The following is an 18587-nucleotide window of genomic DNA, read 5'->3' as shown; positions in this document are numbered from 1 at the left end:
CAGGATTGCCTCCCCTTTTCCTTATTCGAGCCCCGTTCTTTTGAAAACCGTATCAATCTGTTTCAAATGGTGATTGTAATCAAAACAGCTATCGATTTCCTGCTCTGTCAACGTTTCTGTAATACGTGGTTCTTGTTCAATAATAGAGCGGAACGATATTCCTTTTTCCCAAGCTTCCATAGCTTTTGGTTGGACAAGATCATAAGCCTGTTCTCGGGCCATTCCTTTATTAATAAGGGTGAGCAGCACTTGTTGAGAATACGTTAAGCCGAAAGTTCGCTCCATGTTCGACTTCATATTTTCAGGAAATACGGTCAACTTATCGACAATGTTGCCAAAACGATTCAGCATGTAATTCAATGCAATCGTTGCATCCGGCAAAATGATTCGTTCAGCAGAAGAGTGAGAAATATCTCTTTCGTGCCAAAGGGCAACATTTTCGTAAGCAGTCATCATGTGGCCTCGAATAACTCTAGCAATTCCGGTCATATTTTCTGATCCGATAGGATTTCGTTTATGTGGCATAGCAGACGATCCTTTTTGACCTTTTGCAAAAAATTCTTCCACTTCCCGTGTTTCACTTTTTTGAAGACTGCGAATTTCTACTGCCATTTTCTCAATCGATGTTGCTATCAAAGAAAGAGTGCTCATATAGTGGGCATGGCGGTCTCGTTGCAACGTTTGTGTAGAAACAGGAGCTGGTTCAAGTCCTAGCTTTTTGCAAACGTGTTCTTCAATAAACGGTGGAATATTAGCAAATGTCCCAACCGCACCGGATAGTTTTCCGACCCGGACTGTTTCAGAAGCTGCCTTGAAACGTTCAATATTACGTTTCATTTCTTCATACCATAATGCGAGTTTCATCCCGAAAGTTGTCGGCTCAGCATGTACTCCATGTGTCCGTCCCATCATGACAGTGTATTTATGCTCTATTGCCTTGTTTTTTAAAATGGCAAGAAAATTTTCAAGATCGTTTAGTAAAATATCATTTGCTTGTTTCAACAAATAGGACAAAGCAGTATCGACCACATCGGTTGAGGTCAACCCGTAATGAACCCACTTTTTTTCCTCTCCTAACGTTTCTGACACCGCCCGAGTAAAAGCGACAACATCGTGACGCGTTTCGGCTTCAATTTCGTTGATGCGATCAACATCAAACCCCGCGTTCTCTCGAATCTTCTGTACATCTTCTTTTGGAATGTCTCCATACTCTGCCCACACTTCACAGGCGGAAATTTCTACTTCTAACCAGGCATTAAAGCGGTTTTCTTCTGTCCAGATGGCTCCCATTTCGGGACGTGTATACCGTTCAATCATTTGATTTCCTCCACTCTTTATCTATCTTTTCTTTAAGACTGCGATGTCTTTATGTTCCAAATATTGTTTGTCTTTTTTATCGCTTCTGATTTCGTTGCAGCTAGAACGGTCCAATGGCCCATCTTTCTACCAGTTTTAGCTTCCTGTTTCCCATAAAAATGAACATGACCTATGCCGAAGTCTTTAAGATTATCCATCACAAACGGCACGTCCTGCCCTAAAATATTAGTCATAACTACTGGTTTTAATAGTTCCGTAGAACCAAGCGGCCAACCGCAGACAGCGCGGATGTGCTGTTCAAACTGCGACGTTTCACACGCTTCTATCGTATAATGACCAGAGTTATGGGGACGAGGCGCCAACTCATTAACATAGACCGTTTCTTCATCAACGACGAACATTTCTACCGCCAGCGTTCCGACAAGTTCGAGTCTTTCTGCTATGTTATAGGCCTTTTCGAGAGCTATTTGCTCTGTAGTAGAAGATATGGCCGCTGGAACAATGGTCTGATGCAGAATATTATTCTTATGTATGTTCTCTCCTACTGGAAAAGTTGAAATATCTCCGGTTGTGCTCCTTGTCACAATAACCGATATTTCTTTTTCAAATGGAATCCATGATTCAAGTACAAAATCGTCCGTGTTACTAGATACCTCACGAAAACAAGCTTCTGCCTCTGCTTCTTCATTAATTACCACTTGGCCTTTTCCGTCGTAGCCACCTTGGCAAGTCTTTAATACAGCAGGATACCCCAAGTCTTGAAGAGCTGTTTTTAACGATTGCAAGGAATGTACAGCACGATACGGCGAAACATCTACGCCAGCATTTTGAATGGCTTGTTTTTCGCGAAGGCGGTGCTGCGTTGTGTAAAGAAGGTTGCTTCCTTGCGGTAAATACATCGTTTCTTCTAAAAACGAAGCGGTATTTGAGTCAATATTTTCGAACTCATAAGTGAGCACATCACAATGTTCAGCAAGTTTCTCGGCAGCTTTTCGATCATCATACGGAGCTTCGACTGTAACATCGGCTATTTGAGCTGTTGGAGAATCGGCTTTTGCTTCAAGCACAGCAATGCGATAACCCATGGCTCTTGCAGCCAAAGCCATCATACGCCCGAGTTGACCGCCTCCTAATATTCCTATCGTTTTTCCTGGTGACAAAAAAGTAGTCATGATAAATCCCCCGTTTCAATGACTTTTTGACGTAAAGCTTCTCTTCTTTGCTCCAATCGACTTGCCAATTCGTCATCGAAAGCTGCTAAAAATTGAGCTGCTAATAATCCAGCATTCACTGCTCCTGCTTTTCCTATAGCAACTGTTGCAACCGGTACTCCTCCCGGCATTTGAGCAATAGATAAGAGAGAATCCATTCCGTTCAAAGCTTTTGATTGAATCGGCACCCCAATGACAGGAAGGGTTGTCTTTGCAGCAACCATACCCGGAAGATGGGCAGCTCCTCCTGCTCCCGCTATAATTGTTTTGAGCCCTCTCTCTTTTGCTGATTCTGCATATTCAAACATAAGATCAGGCGTCCGGTGCGCTGAGACTACTTTTTTCTCATAAGGGACAGATAACTCATCAAGCACTTCCGTCGCATAACTCATCGTATCCCAATCAGACGTACTTCCCATTATGACACCTACTTGAGCTTCCATCTTATCCTTTCTCCTTCCTTTACACATTAAAACACCCCGGCCTTGACAGTTTCCTCCTATAAGAGAAAGCTGCCAATTCGCCGGGGTGGAATGCACATTATACAGTCATGAACAGGCAATAACATTCAATTGCCTTTCCGGCTGGTCTACATATCCGGTTCCTTGCCATACTTCCCCTCATAGTCCGGTGATTTAGGGTCTCCGGGTAGAAACTGTTCAGGCCGTATTCCTGATAATATATGAGGTAAGAACATTTCACTTTTTTCTTTTGATTACATATACAGCTTAACAAGATGTCATGAAATCTGTCAAACAAAAATCGAACATTCTAATTAAACGAACTTATAATGTTCGGTTATTGTAAAGTTGCTTCAAATATGATCCGTTGTTTCAGCGGTATATGCTCTGTTTTTCCGTCTTTGGTTACTTCTTGAAAAACAGGTTCCTCCATTCGCCGCACAGGGATATACCCTTCAGCTGCTATTCTGTTTAAGCAGTCATCAATTGTTTCCTTTTCTTCCACTTCAAATTTTTTCTTTTTTTGTTTTTTTGACAACGATGATCTCCCCTATTTGTCCCTTGTGTTATTTTGTATAAGACTCTAGTGCTTTGGCTTCAATCGGAATCCTGACAAGCAATAGTAGCAATCCATTTAAAATAGTAAAAACAATAGCCGTTACCCATGCACCGAATATAAGTGGCAATATGGCTATTTCCAGTGCAACGACAAGATAATTTGGGTGTGGCATCCATCGAAACGGTCCCTTTTTCACTCGTTTAGAACCTGGAAGAACGATAATCTTTGTATTCCAAAAACGTCCTAAAGAGGCAAGAGTCCACACTCTTAGAAGCTGAACAAAAAGATAGACAGCTAATAAAATACCCCAGCCTGTCCCTAAGAACTCTGGTCGAATCCATACTTCGACTAAAAGGGATAGAAGAAATAACGTATGCAGTATTACAATCCACTTGTAATGAGAAACACCAGCTTCGATCGCCCCGTTTTCCTTCATTCTTTTTTCATTGTAACGAGCGTACGTTATTTCCCCCAACCTCTGTAAAACAATGATAACAAATAAACCGATAAATAAAGTCATGATTTTTCTGCTCCCCATTCAAGCCACAGCATCTCCGAACTGAACCCCGGACCCAAAGCTGTGACGAGCCCTTGTTCTCCAGAACTAGCCTCATGCTCGATAATATCTTTTAACACGTACAATACGGTTGGTGAAGACATATTACCATGACTTTTCAACACGTCTCTAGCAGGCCTTGTTTTATCCTCGGAAAACCCTAATGATTTCTCATAAGCTTGTAATACTTTCCTTCCACCAGGATGAGCGACAAAATGATCAATATCCGACGGTTGTCTTTGAAGTTTAGCTAAAAACTCTTCGACATTCGGCTTCAACCAGCTTTCAATAATGGAGGGGATGTCTCTCGAAAATATGACATGCAGTCCTTCATCCAGCACATCCCACCCCATCACTTCTTCAGAATGCGGCATTAAAGTGGAGTGACAATCGATAACACGAGGGCGGTTATTTTCTGGTTTCACTTCCTCTCCTGTCATCAAGACACAAGCACAACCGTCAGCAAAAAGCGAAGTGCCAATTAGGTTACTTTTTGATATATCTCCTCGTTGAAATGTAAGACTGCAAAGCTCTATACAAAGAACCAACACTTTCGCATGTGGGTAAGCTAACAAAAACTCATAAGCCCGACTTAAACTAGATGCCCCTCCTGCACAACCTAATCCCCACAGTGGCATTCTTTTCACATGAGTCGAAAAATGAAGCTCATTCATAATTCTCACGTCCAAAGTTGGAGTAGCCATTCCAGAGCTTGAAACCATGAAAAAGGCATCAATCTCCTCCGCAGAAGTTTCCGTTTCTTTTAAACATTGTTTCACTGCCTGAACTCCCATACGCACCGATTCTTTTATATATAAATTATTTTTCTCCGCTAAGCCATGTTCGGATTGAAACCAGTCCATAGGTGCAGCAAAATAACGATTCTCAATTTGACCATTTTTAAATATTTTTAATAAACGGTCAATATCAGAAAAATGATGACCAAATAATTCACGAACAACAACCTCCGTTTCCTCTTGTGAAACAGAGTATGGGGCATTTTGCGTTGTGACATGCTGAATATATGGCACACAATTCACCTTCTTTACAAAAATAGTTTCTCCATTTTCCAGAAAAACAAAACCAAGCATGATTTTTGTTTTCGTGTTCTACTTTTGCTAGGATTTAACTATACTCTACTACTTCATGCTCATAAGAAGGCACTCAATGCAAATTTCTGAAAAAGGAGTAATTCACATGGACTCAATCGGACTTGTACTTGAAGGTGGAGGAATGCGCGGTGTATATACTGCTGGCATATTGGAATATTTGCTTGAAAATGATATTTACTTCCCCTACGTACTGGGCGTATCATCTGGTGCTTCAGTGGCGTGTTCCTATTTATCAAGACAAAAAGGGCGTAATAGGAAAGTGAATATTGGTTTAATTGGGGATTCCCGATTTATTAGTCTTCGAAATTTGTGGCGTGAAAAAAGCTTGTTTGGGATGAACTTTTTATATGATGAAGTTCCGCGGCACCTCATTCCACTTGATATGAGTAAAATCAGTAACAGCAATCAAAAGTTTGTGATAGGTACAACAGACATCGAATCCGGCAAACCGTATTACATAAATCATGAACAAGAAGATGTACTAAAAGCCGTAAGAGCATCAAGTAGTCTTCCGATGCTGGCCCCGATTGTTGACTACAAAGGATATCAATTATTGGATGGAGGGGTTGCTGATCCAATCCCTGTTAACAAAGCAATCGCGGATGGCAACAAAAAAAATATCATCGTATTAACTCAAAAAAAGGGATACAGGAAAGAGCCATTTAAATTCAAACGTATTGCCCGTAAATACTACAAAAAGTATCCCAACTTTGTCCAAACTCTTATAGATAGACCTACCGTGTATAATCAAACCCTCGATCAAGTCGAAAACATGGAAGAGCGCGGGGAAATAAAAGTACTGCGTCCAGACCATTCATTAACAATCAACCGAACAGAAAAAGACCCTGCAAAACTGGAAGCGTTGTACAATGCCGGGTTTGAAGATGCCCGTTCTCTCCATTTAGAAGCACCGGAATGGTTTAACGTCAGTTACTCCTCTTCCTTGTCATAATTTGAACATGGTGATAGGCAGGAACTTATCACGATTCTTCCCCTATCGCCAGTAACGTTTCATGCAACATCGCTACTCCGTTAAGGCAATCACTTAATTCTGTAAACTCTTCGGGAGTATGACTTTTTCCATGAATACTAGGAACGAACAGCAACCCAGATGGAATGTACTTTCCAACAATCATCGCGTCGTGACCAGCTCCGCTAGGCATATGCATATAAGGCAGGTCTAATTTTTTCGCTGAGGCTTCCATTTTGTCTTGAATCCATTCTGGAACAGGGACTGGTTTTATACGAATTTGCAAGTGAGATTCAACATTTAGCCCTCTTTTATCAGCTATACGCTGCGTTTCTTTTTCAATAGCTTCCAACATCTTATCTCGATTGTCTTCTTTAATATCCCGTACATCTACAATCATTTCCGCTCGACCGCCTATGACATTTGAACCATTAGGATAGAAATTAACTTTTCCGACCGTCGCAACTGCTGTCGAACTTATTTCCCGGGGAATACTCTCTATAGATGTAATTAATTCAGCGGCACCTGCAACGGCGTCATGACGCATATCCATCGGAGTGTTTCCCGCATGATCTGTTTCTCCATCGATTTTTATTTCCAACCAAGAGGGACCAGCAATACCGTTCACAATGCCGATACTATCCTTATGTTGTTCCAGACGTTTTCCTTGTTCAATATGAACTTCTATAAACGCCTTAATATCTTCTTTATCCAACCAACATTGTTTTAATTTATTCGGTAACAAACCTTGACGTTTCATGGCTTCAGCAGCTGTCGTATCATAATCGTCACGTAGTTGAAATAAGTCCTCTTTTGTCACTTCTCCCATTGCAATACGACTCCCTAACAATCCACTCCCAAAACGCGAGCCTTCTTCATCAGCAAATACGACAATTTCCACCGGATGCGTCAAACGTCCTTGCTCTTGTATGATAGCTTCTACCGCCATCAACGAACTTATACAGCCAAGTGTTCCATCAAAAGCGCCTCCATTTGGAACGGTATCTAGATGAGAACCCGTAAGGATAGCTGGTAAATATGGATCAGTCCCTTCTAATCGTCCATATATATTTCCCGCATAGTCTTCACGGACGGCGAGACCCGCTTTTTCCATCCACGATTGAAACAACCGTTTCGCTTCTTCCTCTTCTTTCGTATAAACATACCTTGTAATACCCCCATCATCGGTTTTTCCGATGTTACTTAATTCAGCTAACCGGTCCGCCAATTTTTCAGAATCTAAATATAGGTATTTTTTACAATTATCCTGACCCTGCATCAGTCTCTCTTTTAACCATTCACTCATTTCTGTTCCCCCATTCTTATACAGAAATAATAAAATTCATCGCAAACGTTGTATCGTTTACCACAGTGTATTAAAAAGTTACCGAAAAGACAAAAGGTTTTTCCCGTTTTTTCCAAAATTCGGGATGGATTCCACAGAATCGTTCTCCCATCAATAAAAGAGGCTGATCTCTATTTGTTGGACCAGCCCCATGTCATATATTACAGTTCTACAATTTTACGGCCCCGAACTTGGCCTTCCAAAATTTGATCAAGCGTCTTTGGAAGTTCTTCGAGCGTCACCGTATCGGCAATGGTTTCAAGTAAATTGTCTACTTTCAAGTCTGAAGCGAGCCTGTCCCATACTTCTTTACGACGAGGAATTGGACAATACACCGAATCAATTCCCGTCAATGTAATACCTCTTAAAATAAACGGAAAAACAGTTGCCGGCACCTTCGTCCCACCAGTTAAACCACTTACAGCAACAGCCCCGTCATAAGCAAGACAACTTAATACATGAGCAAGTGTTTCTCCACCAACCGGATCAACAGCTCCAACCCAACGCTGGTTGTTGACAGGACGAAGTTTTTCCGGTTGTAGTTCTTCTCTGGAAATGATCTCGGTTGCCCCTAGCTGTTTCAAATACTCATGTTCTGATTGTTTGCCTGTACTTGCAGCAACATCATAGCCTAGTTGGGCAAGCATTGCTACAGCCATACTTCCGACACCACCAGTAGCACCGGTAACAAGTACAGTTCCATCTTCTGGTTTTATCCCTTCTTCTTGTAAACGCATAACAGAAAGTCCGGCTGTAAAACCAGCAGTTCCATAAATCATTGCTTCTTTTAAATCTATATTTTCAGGAAGGGGAACAACCCATTCAGCTGGTACCCTTGCGTATTCTGCAAATCCTCCGAAGTGAGAAACTCCAAGCTCATAGCTCGTAACGATTACTTTATCCCCTTTCGAAAAAAGAGAGTCTGATGAATTTTCTACAACTCCAGACAAGTCAATGCCAGGAACCATTGGATACTCGTTGACGATGTTTCCATTAGCCATTGCCGCCATTCCATCTTTAAAGTTCACGCTAGAGTAATGAACTTTCACTAGTACCTCTCCTTCAGGTAAATCAGAAAACGACAAGTTCCGAATTTCTCTTGATACACTATTATTTCCTGTTTCTTCGACCATTAATGCTTGAAATTGGCTCACTATATTCAACCTCCTGCTCATTTTTTTATTACGTTTCATATGTTATTCCCTTTGATTTCCTATTTCAATCAATCAGCCTAAAAGAGAAACAATACGTAAATACTACACTTATATTGTTCAACGGCTGCAAAAATGACCAACAGTCTTATCTTGACTTGACAATGTATTATCCATCCGTAATACTGTCAAAAGTTTCATTTCATATTAAAACAGGAGGTACAACATAATGATCAATTGGTTTCAAGGCATACGTCTCACAAACATCGCGATTATCTGTTTTGGGGCAGTCATTTTCGCATTTGGTATTATCCATTTTAATCTTCAAAATGGACTCGCACATGGTGGATTCACAGGGTTAAGTCTTATCATCTATTACTTACTCTCCATAGAACCTTCGGTGTCTAACTTACTTTTAAACGTCCCTTTATTCGTCATCGGTTACAAATTATTAGGACGAAGAGTATTCATATACAGCTTGTTTGGAACTATTATGGTTTCTGTCGCTCTTCATATTTTTGAAAACTATTGGCATGCAGAGGTCCTTTTGCAAAACGACATGATTCTTGTATCTTTGTTCGCCGGTGTGTTTGCTGGAACAGGTTTAGGAATTATTTTTCGAGCCGGGGGGACGACAGGCGGATCCGACATAATAGCACGGTTGGCTGAAAAATATTTAGGAATGGGTATCGGAACATCTATGTTTTTGTTTGATGCATTTGTCATCACTTTTTCCCTCGTTCACTTATCTCTACCACAAGCCATGTACACTCTTGTTGCAGTATTTATAGCAGCTCGGGTCATAGACTTTATTATCGAAGGTGCCAATGCCGCAAAATCCGCTATGATTATATCCAATCATACATCTTCTATTTCAGATGCCATTATTAAAAGAATGCGAAGGGGATCTACCGTCTTAACAGGAAAAGGAAGCTTCACCAAAGACGAACGTAACGTGTTATATTGTGTTGTCAATCGGAATCAGCTCATTCATTTAAAAACCATTATTTCTGAAGTCGATCCTTACGCATTTGTATCCGTTCATGATGTAAAAGAAGTAGCGGGAGAAGGATTTACATTTGATCCGGAAAAACATAGCACTCAAGAATAAGGCCAAATTTTCAACAATACGACTTTCTTCCAATATACCGAGTCCCATATCGGTCCTACAAGTTTAAATTTGTCGACTTCGCCCGTAGAAATATGTAAATAACTCGGGCGAATGTCGTATAAAAATTTAACGGTTTACATTGTGCGACTTGCCGTTCATTCTGATTGCCTGCTTCCTAGTCGTTTGACTAGGTTTAACACAAGCAGTACTTTCCTTTTTTCTTTGCACGCTATGCCATTTCGCCTCAAACCACAAGCCTATTTCACCAATCAGTGTGAAAAGCACAATCCATGCCCACCACGTCAAAAATTCCTCATGAAAATGATACATCGCGTTCATATAATAAGGATTCTCGTGCATTGTCATCGTAAAAGCATAGAACATGCCAAAAGTGAAATTCCGTGACCATTGACTAATATTATACGTAAATATTCCTTTTCTCCAACCGTACTCACGAATTCTTGTCACAGCTCTCATTATCTCTACAGTCTCCACCACAAGCAGTAAACTAAACACCATTACCCAAAATATCATGATAAACAAACTCGACATTAACTGCGTTGAAACGATAGCCAGTCCAGTAATAGATAAGGCGCCATGAATAATACAGTTCGTATTCGTCCAATCTTCTGTGAGGGTCCATTGTTTTTCCCTTTTATAACGAACCCCAATCAAGTAAACACCGCACAAGTAAAAGAAAAGACCAAAATACAGTACTGAAATGACCACCATGTCAGTTAAAAGAAAAGGCAGTGATTCCGACCAAACAATGACGAGAGACTGAGTAGCAACAGTTGATAGCAAAATAACCCCGTGGATGGAATAGCTTGCCTGCCATTTCCATAATTGTTGAAAATTATACACACAAAACCCTAAGAAAACGAACCAACACAATGTATTAACTACCGCTATCACTTGGACCCATACAATCACTTCAGGAAAATATTTAAGAATAACATTACACAAAACGGAAATACCAGCAATCCAAGCTCCCATCACAAAAGAGTTCACAGGATTACTTAAAAAAGGAAGCAGGAAATCCTTATGTAAAAACTGACGAGTAAGTGATGTATAAATGACCACACCTATTATTCCAAGCAGAATCGTTAATATTTCACCAAGCATTTGATCTAGCAACGGAAATGCTTCAATCCCAGCGTACAGGAAAATTCCAAGCGCCATCACAATAGCACCTGCCGCTGGATTGATAATTTTCACATTCTTCATACCGACTTCACCTGTTTCGAATTATTACACATTTCTACATTATATGACTAATTTCTTAACAGGAAAAGCCCTTAGATATATGAATTCGGGAAGCAAATTCTCGTTTTACTAGTAAGCAGCGTTTATTTTTTCCGATATTTCTATACGCGTACAGATTCAACTAAAAACCGGTTCTTTTTCAGCTAAACCAAGCGTCTCCGATGTGGATCTGTGAATGTCATCAAGAAGTTCTGGATTTTCCATTAGCGATTCGCCATAGGAAGGAATCATTTCTTTGATTTTCGGTTCCCATTCTTCCATATATTCCGGGAAGCACCTATGAAGTACATCAAGCATAACGTGGACGGCTGTAGAAGCTCCTGGAGAAGCGCCTAGTAATGCTGCGAGCGACCCATCCTCAGCTGTGATCACTTCCGTTCCAAATTGAAGTGTTCCTTTTCCTCCTGCCTCTGTATCTTTGATTACTTGCACACGTTGGCCCGCTACCACTAAGTCCCAGTCCTCGCTCTTGGCACTCGGCATGAACTCACGTAACTCTTCCATACGCTGTTCTTTCGATAACATCACTTGCTGAATCAAATATTTTGTTAATGACATTTCTTTGGCACCCGCGGCGAGCATCGTTAATACATTATTCGGTTTTACAGAAGTTAGTAAATCGAACATGGAACCAGTTTTTAAGAAATTTGGGGAAAACCCAGCAAATGGTCCAAACAATAAAGATTTTTTGTTATTAATATATCTAGTATCAAGATGCGGAACAGACATTGGCGGAGCACCTTTCTTCGCTTTCCCGTACACTTTTCCATGATGTTGTTCTATCACTTCTGGATTATTACATGCCATAAAGATTCCGCTTACTGGAAACCCGCCAATATGTTTACTCTCAGGTATGCCGGATTTTTGCAGTAAATGAAGGCTTCCACCCCCACCCCCGATAAATACGAATGTAGCCGAATGGTGTTCAACACTGCCATTGTCATTATTCTTTACTTTCAATTCCCACGAACCATCGCTGGCACGTTTCATATTCTCAACACTACGTTTGTATTGGACATCGACATTTGTAGCCTCTAAGTTGTCAAACAGCATACGTGTTAAAGCACCGAAGTTAACATCCGTTCCGGAATCGACTTTGGTTGCTGCTATTGCTTCATTCAGTGAACGATCCTTCATTATAAGTGGAATCCATTCCATCAGTTTTTCTGGATCATCGGAAAATTCCATTTCCTTGAATAAAGGATTGTTTGACATCGTTTCAAAACGCTTCTTTAAAAAAGCTACATTTTCTTCCCCTTGTACCATACTCATGTGAGGAAATCTTCTGATGAAGTCTTGCGGATTATGTATCAGCTTACTGTTTACGAGATAAGACCAAAACTGCATTGAAACGTGAAACTGTTCATTAATTTTTACAGCTTTATTAATATCTATCGATCCATCCTCTTTTTCGCTTGTGTAGTTCAATTCACATAGTGCCGCATGCCCAGTCCCTGCATTATTCCATTCGTTTGAGCTTTCTTCTCCTGCCTTTGAGAGGTTTTCAAACACTCTAATCTTCCAATCCGGTGCTAACTCTTTCAATAGTGTCCCTAAAGTCGCACTCATAATTCCTGCACCAATTAAGATGATATCTGTTTCCGTTTCTGTGTTGCTCATTTTTACCAACCTTTCCCCTAAAATTTACTAAAAAAACGTAGGTGTCACACCAAGTTAAGATACAACTTGGTCACATATTTTCTATCTCAATTATAAACTTATCATAGTATATTACAATTATTTTTAGATAATAAAATCTATCTCCTGTTCTATAAGATTTTCGAGCATGACATATATATAAGGAAAATTTGCATTGGAAAGGCAAACTTATCATTATTTATTTTCTCATTCATATACATTTTACAAAAATATCCCATATAACTTGCAATACGATGCACATCGTTTTACAATGGTTCCTATGAATACAGTGAAAGGGGTGAAATGATGGATCGAGAAATTATGAAAGGCAGCATCGATATCCTTATGCTCAGCTTAGTTTCTAAAAATGATATGTATGGTTATGAAATCGTCAAACATTTAAAAGAGCAAAGCGAAAATCTTTACAATATGAGTGAAGGAACCCTGTATCCTGCATTGAAGAGATTGGAGAAAAAACAATATTTTATTTCCTATTGGTCGGAAACGACAAATGGACGAAGGAAATACTACAAAATCACCGACGAAGGACGGACGATTCTCAATCAAAAGCTTGACCAATGGAAAAGTGTAAATGAATTGATTATGAGAACATCGGAGGACTTTTTATGAACCGTTTGGAAAAGCACATAAATCAAGTCTTGGATCAAATGCAAAGCCCTCCTGATGAACGGGAGGACATTAAAGAAGAACTAATGAGTCATTTAGAGTCAGCAAAACACCATTATATGAGTCAAGGAATCGCTGAAGAAAAAGCAGAAAAACAAGCGATAGAAGACTTTGGAAATTCCGACATTATCGGTCACGGTCTTCAAGAAACGATGTACCCACATCAGCGCAGCTTATTGTATTTCATTGGGATTGCTTCTTTGCTGTTCGGAGCCCTTTTCTATATAAATATGAGTTTCGTCTCCGGTGAGGACGAACCGATTTGGCTGTTGATTCAAATGATTATCGGGAGTGCCGTCACGTTATCTGCAATCAACATCGCCTTTATGGGACGTTATTACTGGTCATTAAATGTCATTGTACTTATCGCTGCTATGTGGAACGGACTAAATCTTAGTGTAGTAGAACAAACCCCCGGAAAACAAACGATTGTCTTCTGGGTCTATTTGGTAATCATGGTTCTTTTATGTATCTTTTTTGTCATAAGAAATTCTTACTACTCTGCTGGTCAAACACCCATTGCCAAAAAACGTAGGACCATCATGAAAGTGAGTTACACCGTAAACGTCACTTTCGGAATCATGATATGTGCAGCTGCCTTGTTTTTCATATATGCCATGATGATATTCGGTGGCTATGATTGGATCTTATTGATTCCCTTATCTAGTATCATCGCATGGCTGATTTTCTTTAAATTTCAGATGAAACTTATACAAAACCGTCCCTTAACTGCCATTGCCATCGGATTCGGCTTTTTAATCATTGCTGCAGTATCTCCATTTGCGATTGCTTCAGCAATATAATAAGAGGAATTATTTATACCAGAAAAGGTGATGACATGTCCTTGAAAAAGAAAAATACTATTTTTTTATCGATAATAGTCACTGCTTTCGCCTTGTTGTATTGGGCCGGCACATTTGCAGAGGAAAATCCCAATAAGCATACAGGGTTCGGTCGCTCTCCTGCCCTTTCTGCCAACGGGGAAGAAATGGCCTTTTCGTATTATAAAGAGGGAGAGTCCGGTCTCTATACTGCTCCTGCTTCCGGCGGAGAGGCGAAGCAGCTCCTTCCACCACAGACTGTTGGTTCTTATGCTCGACCAGCCTACTCTCCTGACGATACAAAACTATTGTACATCAAAGAATGGGAAGAAGAAGAAAAGCCTTACAATCAACTAATGATATATGATTTTGAAACAGAACAAAGCGAGCCTTTGAAGAGTCCTGATCACTACATTCAAGAAGCTGTATTTGCACCAGACGGGAAACATATTTTCTTAATTAAAGCTGGAAGCTACGTAGAAAATTACTATGGAGACGGTGAAAGCCCCCAGGATTTTGACATTTATAAAATGAATCTTGAAAATAAAGAAACCAAACGCATTACCAAGTTTAATTTTTACAGCCTATCATCCCTGCAAGTCACGGACGACGAAAAGTATTTAACGTACTCATTCTATAATGAAAAAGATGTCATACAACGACTAAATTTAAAAAATAAGAATACAGAGACGATTTCGTCCGAACCGCAATATGAATCAGATACAGGGGATGTCTCCGTTGTCGGTTCTCCTGCCATTTCTCCAGACGGGAATACTATCGCTTTTTCAGAAGTAGCAGATACATCAGACATAGGAACCTTCCAATATGAAGTCTTTACGATGAAAACGAATGGAAAAGATGTGGAACAAATCACGAATTTTCATGAACATGTAACAGAACCTGTATTCTTCCCTAATGGCGAAGAATTACTGGTTACGGTCGACCAGAATTTTGCTGGCCGCCAAACGGATTATGAATACTGGAAAATCAGCGATAATGGGAATGAACAAAAACAAATTATTATCGAGATACCTGACCACAGTCAGCAGGAGTAAATGAAATAATAAAAGCGCAAGCGCCCTGTAATGGAAGTTCGGCTAAGAACGCCATGTCCTGTGGCAACGCCGAACGGACCTGCATCCTGCCAGACCTCATATGGGCTCCGAGCGGCTGACGCTGAAGCTGGATCCCGAAAACGCTAAAATTTTATACCTTCTTATCTTTTAATAAAACACAAACCACGGACCAAACCATGGTTTGTGTTTTGATTTAACCTAAAAACGCAAAATATATAATAAAGACAAAGAATAACACATACATAATCGGATGGATTTCACTTCTTTTTCCTTTCAACAACATCGTAATCGGATAAAAGATAAACCCTAGTGCTATCCCTGTTGCAATACTGTATGTCATTGGCATTGCAACAACAGTTAAAAACGCCGGTAAGGCAATTTCTAGTCGGTCCCATTCAATCAATCGAAGGGAAGATGCCATCAGAACACCTACGATAATAAGAGCCGGAGCAGTAACTTGATCGGTGACGACGACAAGAAGCGGTGAAAAGAAAAGAGCCAATATAAACAACAGTCCTGTTACTACAGACGTAAATCCTGTTCGTCCGCCTGCCGCAACACCAGAGGACGATTCAATGTAAGCTGTTGTAGTCGAAGTTCCAAATATCGCACCAATGGATGTGGCCGAAGAATCAGCCAATAAAGATCTTCCGGCTCTTGGAAGTTTATCATTCTTTATAAAACCAGCCTGATTCGCCACAGCATACAAAGTTCCCGCTGTATCAAAAAAGTCGACAAATAAAAATGTCAGCACAACAATAAACATTTGCCCAAATAACTGTCCGGTCCAATCTACCTCCCCAAGGAACGTAAAGGCCGAGCCAAACGTCGGACTCACACTAGGAATCGAGCCGATAATCCCTTGTGGAAGACCGATAATCCCAACAATAATACCAGCTATTGCTGTAACCACCATACCGTAAAAAATACCACCGCGAAATCCAAGCACCATAAGCACAACAGTAACAACTAAGCCAAAGCAGGCTAATACTGTCGTCGGTTCTGTCATGTTACCTAATGCTACTGCTGTGTCTTCATTTGGAATAACAATACCAGCATTTTGCAACCCTACAAATGCAATAAACAACCCAATCCCGGCGGCCGATGCGTATTTTAACTGAGCGGGAATAGCGTTAATAATTTTTTCTCTAATGCCAAACAACGTAATAATAATAAAGATAATACCTGAGACAAATACACTGAATAAAGCCAGTTGCCACTCAATCCCCATATTCAAAACAACCGTGTACGTGAAAAAGGCATTTAACCCCATGCCCGGCGCCAGTGCGATAGGATACCTTGCTAAAAGTCCCATAATAAGTGTTCCTATCGCAGCAGACACAGCTGTTGCCGTAAAGACAGCACCTTCATCCATCCCCGCATCCGACAAAACACTTGGGTTAACAAATAAAATATACGCCATTGCGAGAAAAGTTGTTAACCCTGCCATACTTTCTTTTTTATAACCTGTGTTCCATTTTTTAAATTCAAAATAACGATGCAACAGTCATTCCCCCATTTTATATAAATAAAATGCTTCAGGTAGTATTATTACCACCTGAAGCATTAACTAAAAAAACAACACATCATCAACATGAAGCCAAGACTGGAAATACACCAGCTTCTTATTGATAGCGTTCCTTTTCGTAGTCAAGCTTTTTACGGTAGCCTGTAGAAACTAGTGGGCCCTATTCCCACTATTATACGAAAAAACATATTCATTTTTTGATTATTAGCGCTGAATAATTATTCCCACTCAATGGTGGAAGGCGGCTTAGATGTAACATCATACACCACTCGGTTCACATGCTGTACTTCATTGACAATTCTAGTAGAAATCTTTTCAAGTACATCATAAGGGATTCTTGCCCAATCTGAAGTCATACCATCAACAGATGTTACAGCACGAATACCGACCGTGTAGTCATACGTTCTTGCGTCACCCATTACTCCCACACTGCGCATATCCGGCAGCGCAGTGAAGTACTGCCAAATTTCACGATCTAAGCCTGCGTTCTTTATTTCTTCACGCAGGATAGCATCAGATTCGCGGACAATTTCTAGTTTTTCATCGGTAATTTCACCAAGTACACGAATACCAAGTCCCGGTCCTGGAAACGGCTGGCGCCATACAATTTCATCAGGAACACCGAGTTCTTTACCGAGTTGACGGACTTCATCTTTAAAAAGGGTATTCAGTGGTTCGATTAAATCTAAGTTCATATCTTCTGGGAGGCCACCAACATTATGGTGAGATTTAATCGTTTGCGCTGTGTCCGTGCCGCTTTCAATTATATCCGTATAAAGCGTTCCTTGTGCCAAGAAGTCCATATCAGTAAGTTTCCCAGCTTCTTCTTCGAACAAATAAATGAACTCATTGCCGATAATCTTACGCTTTTCTTCCGGATCTGATACTCCGTTCAATTTGTTCAAGAACCGATCTTGTGCATCTATCTTTACCATGTTCATGTTAAAGTCACCGGCGAAAGTCTGCATGACGCTTTCTCCTTCTCCTTTACGGAGCAACCCGTGGTCAATGAACATACACGTCAACTGATCCCCAATTGCACGGTGGATAAGAGCTGCGACAACAGAGGAGTCAACACCGCCGCTTAAGGCACAGAGGACATTTTTATCCGCTACTTGCTGTTGAATGAATTCAACCTGTTCATCGACAAAGTTACTCATCGTCCACTGTCCTGCGCATTCACATATAGCAAAAGCGAAGTTTTTCAACACGTCATCGCCATACTCTGTGTGGCGAACTTCCGGGTGAAATTGAACACCGTACATGTTGCGTTGATTATCACTCATGCCAGCTACCGGACAAGAAGGGTTGGTTGCATCGGTTTCGAAGCCTTCGGGCGGTTCTACGATTAAATCACCATGACTCATCCAGACAGATTGTTCCTTAGGCAGTCCTTTATATAACAAAGAGTCATTTCCTATTTGAAGGGTAGCCTTCCCGTACTCTTTTTGATTGGAAGCTTCGACCTTTCCACCAAAGTGTTGTGTTAAAAGCTGCATTCCATAACAAATGCCGAGAATGGGAACGTCTAACTCGTAAATTTTCGGGTCTGCCATTGGAGCTCCTTCGGCATATGCACTGCCGGGTCCACCGGAAAAAATAATTCCTTTTGGCTGTAACTCCTGCAGCTTTTCTGCGCTCGTTGAACCAGGATACAATTCACTGTAAACACCAAGATCCCTAATTCTGCGGGTAATCAGCTGATTGTATTGCCCTCCAAAATCGAGAACAACAATCATTTCATTGTCATTCGCCATGCTCTATTCCACCTTACTCTT

General features: G+C 40.6%; 17 protein-coding genes and 2 riboswitches. Of the genes, 5 read left to right on the top strand and 12 right to left on the bottom strand.

The features are described 5' to 3' along the window. Positions 1-21: 21 nt before the first annotated feature. From purB to J2S78_RS14445, 6 genes are all read right to left on the bottom strand, one after another. Positions 22-1317, bottom strand: coding sequence for an adenylosuccinate lyase (gene purB / locus J2S78_RS14470; RefSeq protein WP_306899707.1), 1296 nt, complete (start codon positions 1315-1317; stop codon positions 22-24). Between the two features lie 32 nt (positions 1318-1349). Continuing rightward, a complete protein-coding gene (purK, locus tag J2S78_RS14465) occupies positions 1350-2489 on the bottom strand; it encodes a 5-(carboxyamino)imidazole ribonucleotide synthase (protein WP_306899706.1) in 1140 nt (379 codons plus the stop codon). Continuing rightward, entirely contained in the window at positions 2486-2971 is a 486-nt protein-coding gene (gene purE / locus J2S78_RS14460; RefSeq protein WP_306899705.1) for a 5-(carboxyamino)imidazole ribonucleotide mutase, read from the bottom strand. The genes purK and purE overlap by 4 nt, the downstream gene beginning before the upstream one ends. Before the next feature lie 160 nt (positions 2972-3131). Further along, positions 3132-3234: riboswitch (purine riboswitch) on the bottom strand. Positions 3235-3326: 92 nt separating this feature from the next. Continuing rightward, a complete protein-coding gene (locus tag J2S78_RS14455) occupies positions 3327-3527 on the bottom strand; it encodes an NETI motif-containing protein (RefSeq protein WP_306899703.1) in 201 nt (66 codons plus the stop codon). A 28-nt stretch (positions 3528-3555) separates the two neighbouring features. Continuing rightward, positions 3556-4068, bottom strand: coding sequence for an isoprenylcysteine carboxyl methyltransferase family protein (locus J2S78_RS14450; RefSeq protein ID WP_306899701.1), 513 nt, complete (start codon positions 4066-4068; stop codon positions 3556-3558). Continuing rightward, positions 4065-5135 carry a type III polyketide synthase gene (locus J2S78_RS14445; RefSeq protein ID WP_306899700.1) on the bottom strand — a complete coding sequence of 357 codons (1071 nt, stop codon included), beginning with the start codon at positions 5133-5135 and terminating at the stop codon, positions 4065-4067. The genes J2S78_RS14450 and J2S78_RS14445 overlap by 4 nt, the downstream gene beginning before the upstream one ends. A gap of 166 nt (positions 5136-5301) precedes the next feature. On the opposite strand from J2S78_RS14445, the gene J2S78_RS14440 reads away from it, so the two are divergent. Then, positions 5302-6168 carry a patatin-like phospholipase family protein gene (locus J2S78_RS14440; protein WP_306899699.1) on the top strand — a complete coding sequence of 289 codons (867 nt, stop codon included), beginning with the start codon at positions 5302-5304 and terminating at the stop codon, positions 6166-6168. A 28-nt stretch (positions 6169-6196) separates the two neighbouring features. On the opposite strand, the gene J2S78_RS14435 is transcribed toward J2S78_RS14440, so the two are convergent. Then, positions 6197-7492, bottom strand: coding sequence for a Zn-dependent hydrolase (locus J2S78_RS14435; protein ID WP_306899697.1), 1296 nt, complete (start codon positions 7490-7492; stop codon positions 6197-6199). Between the two features lie 200 nt (positions 7493-7692). Beyond that, positions 7693-8685 carry an acrylyl-CoA reductase family protein gene (locus tag J2S78_RS14430; RefSeq protein WP_306899695.1) on the bottom strand — a complete coding sequence of 331 codons (993 nt, stop codon included), beginning with the start codon at positions 8683-8685 and terminating at the stop codon, positions 7693-7695. A 226-nt stretch (positions 8686-8911) separates the two neighbouring features. Here J2S78_RS14430 and J2S78_RS14425 point away from each other — a divergent pair, with 226 nt between their 5' ends. Next, positions 8912-9793, top strand: a complete 882-nt coding sequence (locus J2S78_RS14425) for a YitT family protein (protein WP_306899693.1) — start codon at positions 8912-8914, stop codon at positions 9791-9793. A gap of 126 nt (positions 9794-9919) precedes the next feature. Here the strand turns inward: J2S78_RS14425 and J2S78_RS14420 are convergent, their stop codons facing one another. Both J2S78_RS14420 and mqo read right to left on the bottom strand, forming a co-directional pair. After that, on the bottom strand, positions 9920-11020 hold the full coding sequence (locus J2S78_RS14420; RefSeq protein WP_306899691.1) for a TDT family transporter: 1101 nt from the start codon (positions 11018-11020) through the stop codon (positions 9920-9922). A 156-nt stretch (positions 11021-11176) separates the two neighbouring features. Next, positions 11177-12679: a malate dehydrogenase (quinone) gene (gene mqo, locus J2S78_RS14415; RefSeq protein WP_306899689.1), complete on the bottom strand. Its 1503-nt coding sequence runs from the start codon at positions 12677-12679 to the stop codon at positions 11177-11179. Between the two features lie 324 nt (positions 12680-13003). On the opposite strand from mqo, the gene J2S78_RS14410 reads away from it, so the two are divergent. The 3 genes from J2S78_RS14410 to J2S78_RS14400 are packed head-to-tail and all read left to right on the top strand — an operon-like array spanning position 13004 to position 15260. Beyond that, on the top strand, positions 13004-13327 hold the full coding sequence (locus J2S78_RS14410) for a PadR family transcriptional regulator (RefSeq protein ID WP_306899687.1): 324 nt from the start codon (positions 13004-13006) through the stop codon (positions 13325-13327). Further along, complete coding sequence (locus J2S78_RS14405) at positions 13324-14187, top strand: permease prefix domain 1-containing protein (protein ID WP_306899685.1); 864 nt, start codon at positions 13324-13326, stop codon at positions 14185-14187. Before J2S78_RS14410 ends, J2S78_RS14405 begins: the two co-directional genes overlap by 4 nt. A 41-nt stretch (positions 14188-14228) precedes the next feature. Next, positions 14229-15260, top strand: a complete 1032-nt coding sequence (locus tag J2S78_RS14400; protein WP_306899684.1) for a TolB family protein — start codon at positions 14229-14231, stop codon at positions 15258-15260. Between the two features lie 214 nt (positions 15261-15474). On the opposite strand, the gene J2S78_RS14395 is transcribed toward J2S78_RS14400, so the two are convergent. Next, complete coding sequence (locus J2S78_RS14395; RefSeq protein ID WP_306899682.1) at positions 15475-16785, bottom strand: NCS2 family permease; 1311 nt, start codon at positions 16783-16785, stop codon at positions 15475-15477. Between the two features lie 123 nt (positions 16786-16908). Continuing rightward, positions 16909-17009, bottom strand: a riboswitch (purine riboswitch). A gap of 18 nt (positions 17010-17027) precedes the next feature. Further along, positions 17028-18566, bottom strand: a complete 1539-nt coding sequence (gene guaA, locus J2S78_RS14390) for a glutamine-hydrolyzing GMP synthase (RefSeq protein ID WP_306899680.1) — start codon at positions 18564-18566, stop codon at positions 17028-17030. Positions 18567-18587 lie beyond the last annotated feature (21 nt).

The sequence above is a fragment of the Salibacterium salarium genome (genome assembly GCF_030813635.1).
In the GTDB taxonomy this organism is placed as follows: domain Bacteria; phylum Bacillota; class Bacilli; order Bacillales; family Marinococcaceae; genus Salibacterium; species Salibacterium salarium.
Note: the sequence above shows the minus strand (reverse complement) of the source record. Positions and strands in the feature narration are given on the sequence as shown.